The sequence below is a fragment of the Micromonospora sp. RTGN7 genome (assembly GCF_033804645.1).
Lineage (GTDB): Bacteria > Actinomycetota > Actinomycetes > Mycobacteriales > Micromonosporaceae > Micromonospora.
In genome coordinates, this window is the sequence record NZ_JAPZLF010000003.1 from 1 (window position 1) to 15,051 (window position 15,051).

Annotated in this window: 13 protein-coding genes; 7 read left to right on the forward strand and 6 right to left on the reverse strand. The window is 72.5% G+C overall.

What is annotated here, in order from left to right; genetic code table 11:
* Positions 1-255 precede the first annotated feature (255 nt).
* The 3 genes from SNR22_RS05540 to glgA all read right to left on the reverse strand — a co-directional run bounded on the left by SNR22_RS05540 (position 256) and on the right by glgA (position 3,076).
* Positions 256-1,086: an MBL fold metallo-hydrolase gene (locus SNR22_RS05540; protein WP_320065372.1), complete on the reverse strand. Its 831-nt coding sequence runs from the start codon at positions 1,084-1,086 to the stop codon at positions 256-258.
* Entirely contained in the window at positions 1,083-1,535 is a 453-nt protein-coding gene (locus SNR22_RS05545; protein ID WP_320065373.1) for a thioesterase family protein, read from the reverse strand. Before SNR22_RS05545 ends, SNR22_RS05540 begins: the two co-directional genes overlap by 4 nt.
* 290 nt (positions 1,536-1,825) lie before the next feature.
* Positions 1,826-3,076 (reverse strand): glycogen synthase, encoded by a 1,251-nt coding sequence (gene glgA / locus SNR22_RS05550; RefSeq protein WP_320065374.1) that lies wholly within the window; start codon positions 3,074-3,076, stop codon positions 1,826-1,828.
* Positions 3,077-3,146: 70 nt separating this feature from the next.
* On the opposite strand from glgA, the gene glgC reads away from it, so the two are divergent.
* Positions 3,147-4,379 carry a glucose-1-phosphate adenylyltransferase gene (glgC, locus tag SNR22_RS05555; protein WP_320065375.1) on the forward strand — a complete coding sequence of 411 codons (1,233 nt, stop codon included), beginning with the start codon at positions 3,147-3,149 and terminating at the stop codon, positions 4,377-4,379.
* 29 nt (positions 4,380-4,408) lie between these two features.
* On the forward strand, positions 4,409-6,091 hold the full coding sequence (gene pgm, locus SNR22_RS05560) for a phosphoglucomutase (alpha-D-glucose-1,6-bisphosphate-dependent) (protein ID WP_413775595.1): 1,683 nt from the start codon (positions 4,409-4,411) through the stop codon (positions 6,089-6,091).
* A gap of 36 nt (positions 6,092-6,127) precedes the next feature.
* Here pgm and SNR22_RS05565 read toward each other — a convergent pair whose 3' ends face one another.
* A complete protein-coding gene (locus SNR22_RS05565; RefSeq protein ID WP_320065377.1) occupies positions 6,128-7,057 on the reverse strand; it encodes an NAD(+)/NADH kinase in 930 nt (309 codons plus the stop codon).
* A 146-nt stretch (positions 7,058-7,203) separates the two neighbouring features.
* Complete coding sequence (locus SNR22_RS05570; RefSeq protein ID WP_320065378.1) at positions 7,204-7,701, reverse strand: acyltransferase; 498 nt, start codon at positions 7,699-7,701, stop codon at positions 7,204-7,206.
* Positions 7,702-8,043: 342 nt separating this feature from the next.
* Here SNR22_RS05570 and SNR22_RS05575 point away from each other — a divergent pair, with 342 nt between their 5' ends.
* From SNR22_RS05575 to SNR22_RS05595, 5 genes are read left to right on the forward strand one after another with little or no spacing between them, the layout of a single operon-like run.
* Positions 8,044-9,084, forward strand: coding sequence for a polysaccharide biosynthesis protein (locus SNR22_RS05575; RefSeq protein WP_320065379.1), 1,041 nt, complete (start codon positions 8,044-8,046; stop codon positions 9,082-9,084).
* The gene (locus SNR22_RS05580; RefSeq protein WP_320065380.1) at positions 9,078-10,208 is read left to right on the forward strand and encodes an NAD-dependent epimerase/dehydratase family protein; all 1,131 of its coding nucleotides are present in this window, start codon (positions 9,078-9,080) and stop codon (positions 10,206-10,208) included. The genes SNR22_RS05575 and SNR22_RS05580 overlap by 7 nt, the downstream gene beginning before the upstream one ends.
* Positions 10,205-11,443: a glycosyltransferase family 4 protein gene (locus SNR22_RS05585; protein ID WP_320065381.1), complete on the forward strand. Its 1,239-nt coding sequence runs from the start codon at positions 10,205-10,207 to the stop codon at positions 11,441-11,443. The genes SNR22_RS05580 and SNR22_RS05585 overlap by 4 nt, the downstream gene beginning before the upstream one ends.
* Complete coding sequence (gene wecB / locus SNR22_RS05590; protein ID WP_320065382.1) at positions 11,440-12,564, forward strand: non-hydrolyzing UDP-N-acetylglucosamine 2-epimerase; 1,125 nt, start codon at positions 11,440-11,442, stop codon at positions 12,562-12,564. The genes SNR22_RS05585 and wecB overlap by 4 nt, the downstream gene beginning before the upstream one ends.
* A 44-nt stretch (positions 12,565-12,608) precedes the next feature.
* Positions 12,609-13,598, forward strand: a complete 990-nt coding sequence (locus SNR22_RS05595; protein ID WP_320065383.1) for a glycosyltransferase — start codon at positions 12,609-12,611, stop codon at positions 13,596-13,598.
* Here SNR22_RS05595 and SNR22_RS05600 read toward each other — a convergent pair.
* Positions 13,582-14,937: a hypothetical protein gene (locus tag SNR22_RS05600; RefSeq protein ID WP_320065384.1), complete on the reverse strand. Its 1,356-nt coding sequence runs from the start codon at positions 14,935-14,937 to the stop codon at positions 13,582-13,584. The genes SNR22_RS05595 and SNR22_RS05600 overlap by 17 nt on opposite strands.
* Positions 14,938-15,051 lie beyond the last annotated feature (114 nt).

Below are 15,051 nucleotides of genomic sequence, written 5' to 3' on the forward strand. Positions count from 1 at the left end.
CCCGCCCACCCGCCCACCCGCCCACCCGCCCACCCGCCCACCCGCCCACCCGCCCACCCGCGCGATCTTGCAGTTGCGGCCCGGGCAAAAGTGGTGAATGCCCCGTTCCCGGGGCCCCAAGTGCAAGGTCGCGCGGGGTGCGGGGTCGGGAGTGCAGGGTCGTGCGGGGTGCGGGGTCGTGCGGGGTGCGGGGTCGGGAGTGCAGGGTCGTGCGGGGTGCGGGGTCGGGAGTGCAAGATCGTGCGGGGTGCGGGGTTAGGCGGGGTTGTCGAGTTCGGCGTAGCCGCGGCGGGCCGCGATCAGGGCGGAGCGGGCACCGAAGGGCGCCTCGGCGGCCACTCGTTGCGGCGGGGCGCCGCCGGCGTGACCGGCCCGGATCAACCGGGCCAGTTCGGCCAACTCGCCGTGTTGGGCCCGGACGAACTCCGGGTCGACCAACTCGCCGTGTCCCGGCACGACGACCGTCCCCGGGGTGGTCAGCCGGAGCAGATCGGCGACCGCGTCCGGCCACCGCAACGGGTACGAGTCCTCGAACGCCGGCGGTGCGCCCTGCTCGACCAGGTCGCCGGCGACCAGCACGTCCGCGTCCGGCACGTGCACCACCAGATCGGCGTCGGTGTGTCCGTGTCCCGGGTGGCGCAGCACCACCCGCCGCCCCCCGATGTCCAGCGCCGTCTCCCCGCGCACGACGTGTGTCGGGGCCAGCAGTTGCGTGCCGGCCAACTCGGCGGCGAGCCCCGGCTGTTCGTCGCGCATCTCCTCGTACGCGGCCCGGCGCAGCTCGTCGGGGCGCTCACGCAGCGCCGCGGCGGCGACTTCGTGGGCGTACACCGGGCGGGCGGGGTCGGCGGCGAGGGTGGCGTTGCCGAAGCAGTGGTCGAAGTGGTGGTGGGTGTTCACCACCGTCCACGGGTGTGGGGTCACCGCCCGGGCTGCCACGGCCAGCTCGGCGGCCTGCCCGGCGGTGGAGAGGGTGTCCACCACCAGCGCCGCGCCGTCACCGACGACCAGGGTGACGTTGACGTCGAGCAGCGGCTCCCGCAGCACGTGCACCCGGTCGGCGACCTCGACGAACCGTAGCGTCACGATCCCGCGGGATCGTGGTCGCCGGGATGCCCGGCCGGGGCGTCGGCCAGGACGCCGCCGGCCCGCTCGACGAAGCGCTGCCGGTCGACCAGCACCCGGTCCACCCGCCCCCGCGCGACGGCCTCCCCGCCGTCGGTGACGCTCACCTCGAACCGCAACCGTCGCCCGTCGACGTCGGTGAGTCGGGCGTGTGCCACCACCGTGCGGCCGACCGGGGTGGGGGCCAGGTGGTCCAGCTCGACCCGGAGCCCGACCGTGGTCCGGCCGGGCGGCATGTCACCGGCGGTCGCCGCGACCGTGGCCGCCTCGACCAGGGCCAGCACCCGCGGGGTGCCCAGCACCGGTACGTCGCCGGAGCCGACGGCCTGCGCGGTGTCGGCATCGGTCACGGTCAGCTCGACCCGGGCCGCCAGGCCCGGGGCGAAGGGTTGCTCCGACTGCTCCTGCATGCCGCACAGCCTAGTGTTCCGCTGTCACCGGGCTTCGGCTCGTCGTCGAGGCCGGGCGGACGAACCCGGCGGACAGCACCCGGGCGGCGTTGGTCGTGGCGGGGCGGGGCGGGCACCGGGGACGCCACCGCCCGATGATCTTCGATGGTGAACATCATCATCGGCTGCCACGCCGCCGCCCCGGCCGGCCTGGCGCGGCTCGCCGCCACCCGGCACGTCACCCGACGGCGGCCTTGCCCCCTCGGCGCAGCCCGTCACCCGACGGCGGCGTCACGGCAGCAGCGGGAGCGTCACACCAGTAGCGAGCGGTAGATGTCGATGGTGCGGGCGGCGATGGTGTCCCAGGAGAAGTGCGCGACGGCGCGGCGCCGCCCGGCCCTGCCCCGCTCGGCGGTCTTCTCCGGGTCGGCGAGGAGGGCGTTGATCGTCGCCGCCAGGTCGGCCACGAACCGCTCCGGGTCCAGTGGCCGGCCGCTGCCGTCGGTGGCCTGCTCGATGGGGACCAGCAGCCCGGTCTCGCCGTCGGCGACCACCTCGGGGATGCCGCCGGTGGCGGTGGCCACCACGGCCGTCTCGCAGGCCATCGCCTCCAGGTTGACGATGCCCATCGGCTCGTAGACCGAGGGGCAGGCGAAGACGGTGGCGTGGGTGAGGACCTGGATCACCTCGTGCTTGGGCAGCATCTCGGCCACCCAGATCACCCCGGAGCGGTTGGCGCGCAGCTCGGCCACCAGGCCCTCCACCTCGGCGGCGATCTCCGGGGTGTCGGGGGCGCCGGCGAGCAGCACGAGCTGGGTGTCGGCCGGCAGATCCCGGGCGGCCCGCAGCAGATAGGGCAGCCCCTTCTGCCGGGTGATCCGCCCCACATAGACGACGCTGGGGCGGGCCGGGTCGATGCCGAGCCGGTCCACCACGTCGGTGCCGCTGTCCGGGGCGTACTGGACGGTGTCGATGCCGTTGTGGACCACCCGCACCCGGTCCGGGTCCACCGCCGGGTACGCCGCCAGGACATCCGCGCGCATCCCCGCGCTCACCGCGATGATCGCGTCGGCCGACTCGTACGCCGTGCGCTCGCTCCAGGAGGAGAGCGCGTAGCCGCCGCCGAGTTGCTCGGCCTTCCAGGGCCGCAGCGGCTCCAGGCTGTGCGCGGTGACCACGTGCGGGACACCGTGCAGCAGCTTCGCGGTGTGCCCGGCCAGGTTGGCGTACCAGGTGTGGCTGTGCACCACGTCGGTGCCGGCGCAGCCCGCGGCCATCTCCAGCTCCACGCCCATGGTGCGCAGCGCGGCGTTCGCGCCGGCCAGGCCGGCCGGTTCGGCGTACGCGGTGACGCCCGGCCCGGTGCGCGGCGCGCCGAAGCAGTGCACCCGCACGTCGGCGAGCCTGCGTAGCTCACGGGCGAGGTACTCGACGTGCACGCCGGCCCCGCCGTACACCTCCGGCGGGTATTCGCGGGTGAGCAGATCGACACGGAGCGCCCCGGTGGCCGGGGAAGGATCGCTGACCGGGGAGGAATCGGTGGCCGGGGAGGAGTCGGTCATGCCCGCACCCTAGTGCAGAAGTGTTCCCGTCCGAGTGGTGAAGTGGCGGGGGGATGGTTAGCGTCTGGTCATGGCTGACAAGGTGCTCGCGATCGTCCTGGCCGGTGGAGAGGGCAAGCGCCTGATGCCGCTCACCACGGATCGGGCGAAGCCGGCCGTCCCGTTCGGCGGGATGTACCGCATGGTCGACTTCGTCCTGTCCAACCTCGCCAACGCCGGTTTTCTCAAGATCGTTGTGCTGACCCAGTACAAGTCCCACTCACTGGACCGGCACATCACCAAGACGTGGCGGATGTCGACCCTGCTCGGTAACTACGTCACGCCGGTACCGGCGCAGCAGCGCCGGGGCCCGTGGTGGTTCGCCGGCTCCGCCGACGCCATCTACCAGAGCTTCAACCTCATCCACGACGAGCAGCCGGACCATGTCATCGTCTTCGGCGCCGACCACATCTACCGGATGGACCCCCGGCAGATGGTGGAGGACCACATCGCCTCCGGTGCGGGGGTGACCGTCGCGGGCATCCGCCAGCCGCTGTCGATGGCCGACCAATTCGGCGTGATCGAGGTCGGCTCCGACGGCCGGCGCATCCGGGCGTTCCGCGAGAAGCCCACCGACGCCGTCGGCCTGCCCGACGCCCCCGACCAGGTCTACGCCTCGATGGGCAACTACGTCTTCACCACCGAGGCGCTCTGCGAGGCCGTCGAGCGTGACGCGGAGGACAAGACCAGCAAGCACGACATGGGCGGCAGCATCATCCCGATGCTGGTCGAGCGCGGCGAGGCCAACGTCTACGACTTCCGCGACAACGAGGTGCCGGGCAGCACCGACCGCGACCGCGGCTACTGGCGGGACGTGGGGACGCTCGACTCGTTCTACGACGCGCACATGGACCTGATCAACGTGCACCCGGTGTTCAACCTCTACAACTTCGAGTGGCCCATCTACACCGATCAGCCGCCGTACCCGCCGGCGAAGTTCGTCCACCAGTGGGGCGAGCGGGTCGGCCGGGCCGTCGGCTCGATGGTGTCGCCCGGCGCGGTGATCTCCGGTGGCCTGGTGGAGAACTCGATCGTCTCGCCGAAGGTCAAGGTCCACTCCTGGGCGCACGTCGACGGCGCGGTGCTGATGGAGGGGGTGGACATCGGCCGGCACGCCGTGGTCCGTCGAGCCATCCTCGACAAGAACGTGATCGTCCCCGAGGGGGCCGAGATCGGCGTCGACCTGGAGAAGGACCGCCAGCGCTACACCGTCTCCGACAACGGCATCGTGGTGATCGGCAAGGGCCAGCGGGTCGAGCCCTGAACCACGTGTGACCCCGGCCGCCACCGGGAATGAGTCTGTTGTCCGTACCGTCCCTGGAGGTTTCCGCAGTGGCCCATCCCCGTGCCGGCCAGCCCGCCGAGCCCGCCGACCTGGTCGACGTGCCCCGGCTGGTCACCGCCTACTACGCCGAGCACCCCGACCCGGACGATCCGGCGCAGCAGGTCTCCTTCGGCACGTCCGGGCACCGGGGGTCGAGCCTGCGTAACGCGTTCAACTCCGACCACATTCTCGCCGTCACCCAGGCGCTCTGCGACTACCGCCGGGAGCGTGGCCCCGACGGGCCGCTCTTCCTCGGCCGGGACACCCACGCGCTCTCCGCCCCGGCGGCCGTCGACGCGCTGGAGGTGCTCGCCGCCAACGGCGTCACCGTGCTGCTGGACAGCCGTGACGGCTACACCCCCACCCCGGCGGTGTCGCACGCGATCCTCGCCCACAACCGGGGCCGCACCTCCGGCCTGGCCGACGGAATCGTCATCACCCCGTCGCACAACCCGCCCGACGACGGCGGCTTCAAGTACAACCCGACGCACGGCGGGCCGGCCGACACCGACGCCACGAAGTGGATCCAGGACCGGGCGAACGCGATCCTCGCGACCGGGCTCAAGGAGGTCAAGCGCATCCCGTACGCGCGGGCCCGTGCCGCCGACACCACCGGGGAGTACGACTTCCTCGCCCGCTACGTCGACGACCTGCCCACCGTCCTCGACCTCGACGCGGTCCGCGACGCCGGGGTACGCATCGGCGCCGACCCGCTCGGCGGGGCCAGCGTCGCGTACTGGGGGGAGATCGCGCAGCGGCACCGCCTCGACCTCACGGTGATCAACCCGACGGTCGACCCGACCTGGCGCTTCATGACCCTCGACGGCGACGGCAAGATCCGGATGGACTGCTCCTCACCCAACGCGATGGCGTCGCTGATCGCCGCCCGCGCCGACTACCAGGTCTCGACCGGCAACGATGCCGACGCCGACCGGCACGGCATCGTCACCCCCGACGGCGGCCTGATGAACCCCAACCACTACCTGGCCGTGGCGATTGGCCACCTGTTCCGTACCCGGTCCAACTGGGGCCCGAACGCCGCGGTCGGCAAGACGCTGGTCTCCTCCTCGATGATCGACCGCATCGCCGCCGACCTGGGCCGGCCGCTGCTGGAGGTGCCGGTGGGCTTCAAGTGGTTCGTGCCGGGCCTGCTCGACGGGTCCGTCGGCTTCGGCGGGGAGGAGAGCGCCGGGGCGTCGTTCCTGCGCCGCGACGGGAGCACCTGGACCACCGACAAGGACGGCATCCTGCTCTGTCTGCTCGCCTCGGAGATCATCGCCAGCACCGGGAAGACCCCCAGCCAGCACTGGGCCGAGCTGGCCGAGCGCTTCGGGGCGCCCTCGTACGCCCGGATCGACGCCCCGGCCAGCCGCGAGGAGAAGGCCGTGCTGGCCAAGCTCTCCCCGGAGCAGGTGACCGCCACCGAGCTGGCCGGTGAGCCGATCACGACGACGCTGACCACCGCCCCGGGCAACGGCGCGGCGATCGGCGGGCTCAAGGTGACCACCCGATCGGGCTGGTTCGCCGCCCGTCCCTCCGGCACGGAGGACGTCTACAAGATCTACGCCGAGTCCTTCCAAGGCCCCGACCACCTGACCCAAATCCAACAGGAGGCAAAGGACCTGATCTCCGCAGTCCTCACCCACCCCTAACCTCCACCCCCGTGCCGGGCGCGACCGGGGTGGGGGTTAGGGGGTGGGTGGGGGTTGGCGGCGGTCGAACTCGTCGCGCAGTGGGGCGGGCAGCAGCTCGCGGAGCTGTTCGGGCAGCAGTGGCAGGTCCAACAGGCTCAGCCGGAGCTGGCTGCGCTCCCGGTGCCGGCGCGGATCCATCCGGACCACCAGGCCGGCGTTGCGCCGGTACCGGACCTCGATCGCGCCGTCGTCCTCGATGTGCTTGATCACCCGACCGTCCACCTCGACGGCGGCCCGCGCCGAGTCGGTGTGCAGCTCCAGCCGGAGCACCTCGTCGGAGGAGAGCACCACCGGGCGGGAGATACCGGACATCGGCGCCGACGGGGTGACCACCACGGCCTGGGCGGCCGGTGACACCAGCGGACCGCCGGCCGCGTAGCTGTACGCGGTCGAACCGGTGGGGGTGCTCACGATCAACGAGTCGCAGCGGTAGTAGCCGTACTGCTGCCCGTCGATGGCGAGGGTCGCGACCACGAATCCCTCGCCCGGGTGGCGGCCGAGCACGATGTCGTTGAAGGCCACCACGTCGTCCCCGCAGACGGTGCAGGCCAGGCAACTCTGTGGTTCGACGGTGAACTGACCTTCGAGCAGCCGGTCCAGCGCGGCCGGCAGCCCCTCCGGCTGCACCTCCACCAGGAAACCGAACTGGCCAAGGTGCACGCCGAGCACCGGGACGGGGTGTTCCACGGCCAGCCGCAGCGTGCCGAGCATGGTGCCGTCCCCGCCGATACTGATCAGCGCGTCGCATCCGGTGGCGAGGGCGGTGGACGGCAGGGCCGCCACCTGCGGCGGGACCCGGGCCTTGTCCTCGGCGCGGACGACGAGGCCGACACCGTGCCGGCCGGCCCAGTCGACGATGGTCCGGACCACCCCCGACACGTCGCGGGTCGGGTGCAGCGTCAGTCCCACCCGGTACGAGTCCACGGGTACCAGCTCATCACACGCCGGGCCGGTTCCAGCCCGGCGTACCGGATCCGGCACGAGTCGAACGCGGGCCGGCGTTTCCGGACGTGCTGCCCGGCGGCCGAGCGGCGGCCGGGTGCCGACCGAGGCGGTCGTGCTCCTGTGTCTCAGGGGCGCAGCGGGCGGAGGTCGGTGGCCCGCGGGCCGAAGTACAACGAGTTCGGTGGCACGTCCGCGCGCACGATGGCCCCGGCGGCGACGACGGAGCCCGCGCCTATCCGGCACGGCCCGACCAGGACGGCGCCGCCGCCGATCCAGCACCCGTCCTCGACGGTCACCTCCGTCGACCGGGCGGCCCCCGCCCGGCACCGGCTGTCGGCCATCTCGTGGGTGCCGGCGAAGACCCGGACGTCCGGTCCGACGGCGCAGCGCTCGCCGATGGTGAGCCGGCTGGCCGAGCCGCCGTACACCTGGAAGTGGTGCCCGACGAAGGACTCCGCGCCGATCGAGACGTCGCGGATCAGGAAGCAGGCGCTGGCGGTGACCTGGGCGGTCGGGTGGACGTCGAACCCCTGCGCGGCGAGCAGCGCCCGGCGTAGCGGGTACCACCGGGTGGCCGGGGTCAGCCGGGTCACCGTGCGCAGCACCACCTGCCGGGAGTTCACGCCAGGCCCCCGAGGTCCGATCTCGCACCACGCCGTGCCCCACCACGCCGTGCCCCACTGCGCGTGCCCATGGCTGGCTCCACCCTTCGCCTCGCGTCCCCGCGTTCGGGGGTCTGGATCCTCTCCATGGACGAACGAGGCGCGGCACGACAGGTCGCGGGGCACGCGCCCTCGGATCGATGGTTGTCCGTTTGACGCTTTTTGAGTTGCTAGTTCCCTATGCGTAACTAAGGCTCGGATTTTGTCGTTGATCCGAGTGCTGTTCAGGCGGACCACTCCGGATCGCGTGCGCTCCGCCACTGCCCCACGAGGTCTGCCCGCCGGGCGACGAACGGGAGAGACATGAGCGTGACGACTGCGGGCCGCCGGGTGTTGATCACCGGTGGCACCGGCTCCTTCGGCCAGACCATGACACGTCGGCTGCTCGGCCACGGCGTCGGCGAGGTACGCATCCTCAGCCGCGACGAGGCCAAGCAGGACGCGATGCGCCGCACCCTGGGCGACGGCCGGGTGCGCTACCACGTCGGCGACGTCCGCGACCGGGACACCGTCGAACGGGCCACCCGCGAGGTGGACTTCGTCTTCCACGCGGCGGCCCTCAAGCAGGTGCCGTCCTGCGAGTTCTTCCCGCTGGAGGCGGTCCGGACCAACATCATCGGCAGTGCCAACGTGGTCGAGGCATCCGCACGCAACGGGGTCGGCTCCGTGGTCGTGCTCAGCACCGACAAGGCCGTCCACCCGGTCAACGCCATGGGCATGAGCAAGGCCCTGATGGAGAAGGTGGCCCAGGCGCACGCCCGTAACAACCCCCGCAGCGCCACCACGGTCTCCTGCGTGCGGTACGGCAACGTGATGTACTCGCGCGGCTCGGTCATTCCGCTCTTCGTCGAGCAGATCAAGGCCGGCCGGCCGCTGACGGTCACCGACCCGGGCATGACCCGCTTCCTGATGTCGCTGGCCGACTCGGTCGATCTGGTGGAGCACGCCTTCCACAACGCCCAGGCCGGCGATGTGTTCATCCGCAAGGCTGCCGCCGGAACCATCGCGGACCTCGCCGAGGCCGTCTGCCGGCTCTTCGAGGTGCCGTGCAAGCTCGAGGTCATCGGCGTACGGCACAGCGAGAAGTGGCACGAGACGCTGGCCACCCGCGAGGAGCTGGCCCAGGCCGACGACTTCGGGGAGTTCTTCCGGGTGCCGCTGGACGCGCGGGACCTCAACTACGCGCTGTACGTCTCCGAGGGCGAGCTCGGCGAGATGCCCCGGGAGGACTTCAACTCGGCCAACACGTCTCAGCTCGGCGTACCGGAGATCATGGATCTGCTGCGCACCCTGCCCGAGATCCGGGCGGAGCTGGCCCTGCGGGACCCGGTGCTGGCGTGCTGAGGCTGGCGATCACCGGTGCCGGTGGCTTCCTCGGCTGGCACGTCCGGACGTTGCTGCGCGCGCTGGGCCGGCCGGAGCCGATCATCGTGACCCGGGCCGACCTGACCGACCCGGACGCCGTCGCCGCGAAGATCGACGGGGCGGACCGGGTGCTGCACCTGGCCGGCGTGAACCGGGGCGACCCCGCCCAGGTGGCTGCCGGGAACGTCCAGCTTGCCGCGCAACTCGCCCGGGGGCTGCGGTGCTGCCCGACCCCGCCGGCGGCGGTGGTCTTCGCCAACTCGGTGCAGGCCGGCAACGGCACCCCGTACGGCGATGCCAAGGCCACCGCGGCAAACCTCCTGGCCGGCACCGGCGTCGCCCTCGACGACCTGCTGCTGCCCAACCTGTACGGCGAGCACGGCCGGCCCTTCTACAACTCGGTGGTCGCCACCTTCTGCCGGCTGCTCGCCTCCGGCGGCGCCCCGGAGGTGCAGAACGACCGGGAGATGGTGCTGGTGCACGCCACCGACGCCGCCGCCCGGCTCGTCGGCGTGCCCGCCGGTGGCTCCTGGGACCCGGCCATGCCGTCGCTGCGGACCGGGGTGGGCGAACTCGCCCAGCGGCTGAGCGGCTTCGCCGACGCCTACCGCCGGTCGGAGATCCCGTCGCTGTCGGACCGGCACGACGTGCGGCTTTTCAACACGTACCGCTCGCATGTCTTCCCGGACCACGCGCCCATGCCGCTGCCCCGCCGGGCGGACGCCCGGGGCGAACTGGTGGAGACGGTCAGGGTGCACGACGGCGGCGGGCAGACCTTCTGCTCCGGCAGCCACCCCGGCGTGACCCGGGGAGAGCACTTCCACCTCGCCAAGATCGAGCGCTTCGTCGTGCTGCGCGGGTCGGCGGAGATCGCCCTGCGCCGGGTCGGCGACGCCGACGTCGTCCGCTTCGCGGTCGCCGGCGACGAGCCGGTCGCGGTGGACATGCCGACGATGTGGGCGCACCGGATCACCAACACCGGGCCCGGTGAGCTGATCACCCTGTTCTGGACCAACGAGCTGTTCGACCCGGGCCGGCCCGACACCTACCCCGAGCCGGTGGACCTGCCGGCCCTGGTGCCCGGCGTGGTGATGGCCGGATGAGGATCGGCCTGGTCACCCAGTGGTACCCCCCGGAGAGCATCTTCATCACGGAGAACCTGGCGACGGAACTCGTCGCCCGCGGGCACGAGGTCAAGGTGCTCACCACCTACCCGAGCTATCCGTTGGGTCGGGTCTACCCCGGGTACCGGCAGCGCTGGAACGACCGCACCCGCACCGGCAACCTGACCGTACGTCGGGTGCCCTCCTACCCGAGCCACGACCGGTCCCCGGTGCGGCGGGCCGCCAGCTACTTCTCCTTCGGAGCCACGAGCGCCGTCGCCGGGGTGCGCTACCTCGCCGATGTCGACGTGACCTACGTCTACCACCCGCCGCCGACGTCGGTCGCCCCAGCCGCCGTCGGCAGGCTGCTCCGCGGCACGCCGGCCGTCCTGCATATCCAGGACCCCTGGCCGGAGTCGGTGCTGCACTCCGGGATGGCGCCGCAGGGGCACGCGGGCCGCCTGCTGGACAGGGCGGTCGCCGGGGCGATGCGCCGGATCTACCGATCGGTCACCGCCATCGCGGTGATCTCGCCCGCGATGGCCGAACTCGTCATCGAGCGGGGTGCGGACCCGGACAAGGTGCGCGTCGTCTGGAACTGGACCGACGACGTGCTGTTCCGGCCGGTGCCGGCCACCGACGCGGCCCGTGCCGCCATCGGCCACACCGGACGGTGCACGATCATGTTCGCCGGGAACATGGGGCTGCTCCAGCGGATCGAGACGGCGGTCCGGGCCGCCGCGGCGACCCGCGACCTCGTCGACCTGGTGCTGATCGGCTCCGGCATGCAGGAGGAGAGCGCCCGCCGGCTCGCCGCCGAACTCGGCGCGGACAACGTTCGGTTCCTCACCCGCCGCCCGCCCGAGCAGATGGCCGAGCTGTACGCCGCTGCCGAGTACCAGCTCATCTGCCTGCGGGACGCGGCGGGTCTGCGCGGCACCGTACCGTCGAAGTTGCAGGCGGCGCTCGCCTGCGGCCGCCCGGTGATCGTCTCGGCGGGTGGCGACGCGGCCCGGCTGGTCAGCTCCGCCCGGCTCGGGTTCACCTGCCCCCCGGAGGACTGGCGGGCGCTCGCCGACCGGTTCGTGGCGGCCGCGACGCAGCCCGTCGCCGAGCGGCGGGCGATGGCCGAGCGCGCCCGTGAGGTGTACCTGGACCGCATGTCGCTGCCGGTCGGGGTCGACCAGTTGGAGGACATCCTCACCAAGGCCGCCGGCCAGGGACGGCGGCGATGACGCGGATCATGACGGTGGTCGGCACCCGGCCGGAGATCATCCGGCTGTCCCGGGTCGTCGCCCGGCTCGACCGGACCGTCGACCACGTGCTGGTGCACACCGGGCAGAACTGGGACCCGGCCCTCTCCGACGTCTTCTTCACCGAGTTGCGGCTACGCCGCCCGGACCGCTACCTCGGGGTGGACACCTCCTCGCTGGGCAGCGTGCTCGGCGGCGTGCTGACCGGAGTGGAACGGGCGATCCGCGACCTGCGGCCGGACGCCCTGCTGGTGCTCGGCGACACGAACAGCTGCATCGCGGCGCTGATGGCCCGGCGGATGCGGGTGCCGGTGTACCACATGGAGGCCGGCAATCGCTGCTTCGACCTGAACGTGCCGGAGGAGACGAACCGGCGGTTGGTCGACCACGTGGCCGACTTCAACCTGGTCTACACCGAGCACGCCCGGCGTAACCTGCTGGCCGAGGGGCTGCACCCCCGGCGGATCCTGCACACCGGCTCACCGATGCGGGAGGTGCTGGAGCACTACCGCGCCGAGATCGACAAGTCCCGGGTCCTGGAGCAGTTGGCGCTGACCCCCGGCGGCTACTTCCTGGTCAGCGCCCACCGGGAGGAGAACGTTGACGACGCGTCCCGGCTGGCCCGGCTGCTGGACTGCCTGCGGGCGGTCCGGGACCACTGGGACCTGCCGGTGCTGGTCTCCACCCATCCCCGGACCCGCCGCCGGCTCGCCGAGTTGGCCCCCGACCCGGCCGATCTGGACGGCATCACCTTCCACGAGCCGTTCGGCCTCTTCGACTACGTGCGGTTGCAGTCCCAGGCCCGGTGCACCCTCTCGGACAGCGGCACGATCAGCGAGGAGGCCGCGATCATCGGCTTCCCGGCGGTGACGCTGCGCAGCTCCATCGAGCGCCCGGAGGCCCTGGACAGCGGCGGCATCCTGCTCACCGAGCTCGACCCGGACGCGGTGCGGGAGGCGGTCGCCGTCGCCACCGCCCAGGTCGCCTCCGACGGCATGCCCTGCCCGTCGGACTACCAGGTCACCGACACGTCCCGCCGGGTCGTCAGCTTCATCCTGTCCACGGTGCGGGTGCACCACGACTGGGCCGGCATCCGGCGCTGACCGGGCGCGGCCGGCCCACCGGAACCAGTGAGGACGCGACGTCGATGACCGCAGAATCCGTCAGGAATGCCCCCGTGCCGTCGCAGCGCACCGTGCTGCTCGACATCGCCGGCAGTGAGATCGGTGGCGCCGCCCGATGGCGGGCCGAGCTGGAGCAATACCTGGCGGCCCGCCCGGACGCCGCGACGGTGGTCGGCCAGGGCCGGCGGATCACCTCGTCCTGGCTGCTCAGGCGGGAGCGGTTGGCCCACGGGTACGGCCTGGTGGTGGCCCCGAACAACCTGTCCTTCGCGATCAGCGGCACCGAGCGCAGGCTGCTCCTGCGCAACGCCCTGCACTTCCTGTACCCGTCCGAGCGGCACCTGCTGGCGCGGATGCCCCGGGCGTTCCAGGCCAAGATCCCGGTGGTCCGCCGCCTCGTGGCCCGGGCCGACCTCGTCGTCGTGCCCTGCTCGGCGATGGCGGAGCGGGTGGTCCGCCGGTTGCCGGCGGTGGGCCCTCGACTGGTGGTACGTCCGCACCCGGTCACTCCGGTGGGGCCCCGGTGCCCGACGGAGACGCCGACGATCCTCGTCCCCGTCGTGCCCGGCCCGTACAAGAACCTGGTGCCGCAACTGCGGATACTGGTCGGGATGGCTGACCGGGTCCGGTACCCGGCCCGGATACTCGTCACCGCCGCCCCGGCCAGCCTCCCCGCCGACCTGCGGGAGCACGAGCGGATCGAGGCGGTGGGCATCGTGCCCCACGACCGTCTGGCCCAGCTGTGGCGTACGGCGACGGCCGCCTTCTACCCGTCGGTGCTGGAATCGTTCGGCTATCCACTTGCCGAGGCGAGGGCGTACGGGGTGCCGGTCCTCGCGCCGGTGAGTTCGCAGTCCGTGGAGATCGCCGGCCTGGCCCTGCGCGGGTACGAGCCGAACAACCCGCGCAGTCTCGGCGACGCGCTGGCCAGGATCGCGGAACCCGTGGTGGCCGAGCCCCGGGCCTTCGACCGCGACGACTACTTCGACTTCCTGCTCACCCCCGGGTCGTGACCGGCGGCCGACCGGCCGAACCGAGCGGACCGGGCGGGGCTTCGTGCGCGAGCGGGCCGGTCCGGCCTTCGCCGGCCGGCGGATCGGTGGCGGCCAGCGGCACCCGACCGGGGCGGACGGAATGTGTCTGCGGCAGGTGTACCAGCAGCCAGAACAGCACGCAGAAGACCAGGCCGCCGGTGAAGAGCCACGGCTCGAAGATGTTGTCGACCAGTGTGCCGACGACCAGCGCCCGGTACAGCGGGCTGGCCCGAACGACGGTGGTCGCCAGGACGATGACGAAGCCGGCGGCGAGCGCGGTGCCGACCAGGCCCGTGGTGGCCAGCAGGTACGGCCACAGCCCGCCGATCGTCCCCGGTGGCAGCGCCCCCGCCCCGACCCCGAGCAGCGGGTGCTCGCGGAAGTGCTGGAGACCGTCGGCCCAGGTCGCCTCCCGCGAGTTGTTGGTCCGCAGCAGCGGGAGGGCCGGCGCGGTCCAGGACTGCACCGCCTCCCGGATGTACCAGGCGCCCACCCCGGCCGCCGCCAGGGTGCCGAGGATCCTGGTGTTGCGGGCCCGGCCGGCCATCGCGAACACCATCAGCTCGAGGGCGAAGGCGGCCGATCCGGCCCGGGAGGCGCTGAACACGCAGAGCGCGCCGAGGACCGCAGCGGCGGGCCACCGCATGACGGTCAGCCGGCTCAGCACGATCGGTGCCGCCACCACCACGAACGCGGCCAGCGAGTTCGGGTGGTCGAAGATCCCGTACAGGCGATTGCCCTTCGTGGCCGACGACGGCGCGAGGAGGAAGTAGAGCACGCTCGCGGCGACGACGATCCAGGTCAGCACCGCCACCGCGCGCAGCAGTGGAGGCACCCCGACGACGCGCGCCGCGCTGTGGCAGAAGACCGCCATGACCAACAACGCGGCGGAGGTGGACAGGGTGCGGCGGGGGTCGGCGCTCCAGAGCGTGCTCGCCAGGGCGAACACCGCGACGGCCGGCAGGGTGTACCGCAGGGCCCGCGCCGAAGTGCTGCGATCGGCCGGCGCGGTCGCCGGCCGGCGACCCGGATGCAGGGCCAGCACGGCCACGAAGGGCAGCAACAGGAACCGGGGGTCGACCGCGCCCATCGACTTCGCGAAGGACGTCACCGCCAGCAGCAGGGCCACCAGGACGGCGACCACCGCCACCATCGGGCGGTACGCCGAGATCAGCAGGAGGCCCAGGTAGATCATCGCGGCGAGCTGGAGGCTTGCGTCGCCCCCGGTGAACACCATGGAGCCGACGATGGCCAGGACGACGACGACCGCGACGGCCATGGGCAGTCGGAAGTCGGTCGTCCGGTCTGGTGCGCGCATCTGGTCTCTTCCGTCGTGGACGAGCTGTGGATCCGGCCGGGCGCCCGGAATCGACGGGCCGGGAGGCGAACGCACGACACGCCCGTGGGCCGGCGTGGCGGTGGTCGGGGCCGC

What these genes read in the sequence shown, in the direction of transcription:
- SNR22_RS05545 (WP_320065373.1), bottom strand. Translation starts at nt 1,535, where the DNA reads ATGCAGGAGCAGTCGGAGCAACCCTTCGCCCCGGGCCTGGCGGCCCGG.
- glgA (WP_320065374.1), bottom strand. Translation starts at nt 3,076, where the DNA reads ATGACCGACTCCTCCCCGGCCACCGATTCCTCCCCGGTCAGCGATCCT.
- glgC (WP_320065375.1), top strand. Translation starts at nt 3,147, where the DNA reads ATGGCTGACAAGGTGCTCGCGATCGTCCTGGCCGGTGGAGAGGGCAAG.
- pgm (WP_413775595.1), top strand. Translation starts at nt 4,409, where the DNA reads ATGAGTCTGTTGTCCGTACCGTCCCTGGAGGTTTCCGCAGTGGCCCAT.
- SNR22_RS05575 (WP_320065379.1), top strand. Translation starts at nt 8,044, where the DNA reads ATGAGCGTGACGACTGCGGGCCGCCGGGTGTTGATCACCGGTGGCACC.
- SNR22_RS05585 (WP_320065381.1), top strand. Translation starts at nt 10,205, where the DNA reads ATGAGGATCGGCCTGGTCACCCAGTGGTACCCCCCGGAGAGCATCTTC.
- wecB (WP_320065382.1), top strand. Translation starts at nt 11,440, where the DNA reads ATGACGCGGATCATGACGGTGGTCGGCACCCGGCCGGAGATCATCCGG.
- SNR22_RS05595 (WP_320065383.1), top strand. Translation starts at nt 12,609, where the DNA reads ATGACCGCAGAATCCGTCAGGAATGCCCCCGTGCCGTCGCAGCGCACC.
- SNR22_RS05600 (WP_320065384.1), bottom strand. Translation starts at nt 14,937, where the DNA reads ATGCGCGCACCAGACCGGACGACCGACTTCCGACTGCCCATGGCCGTC.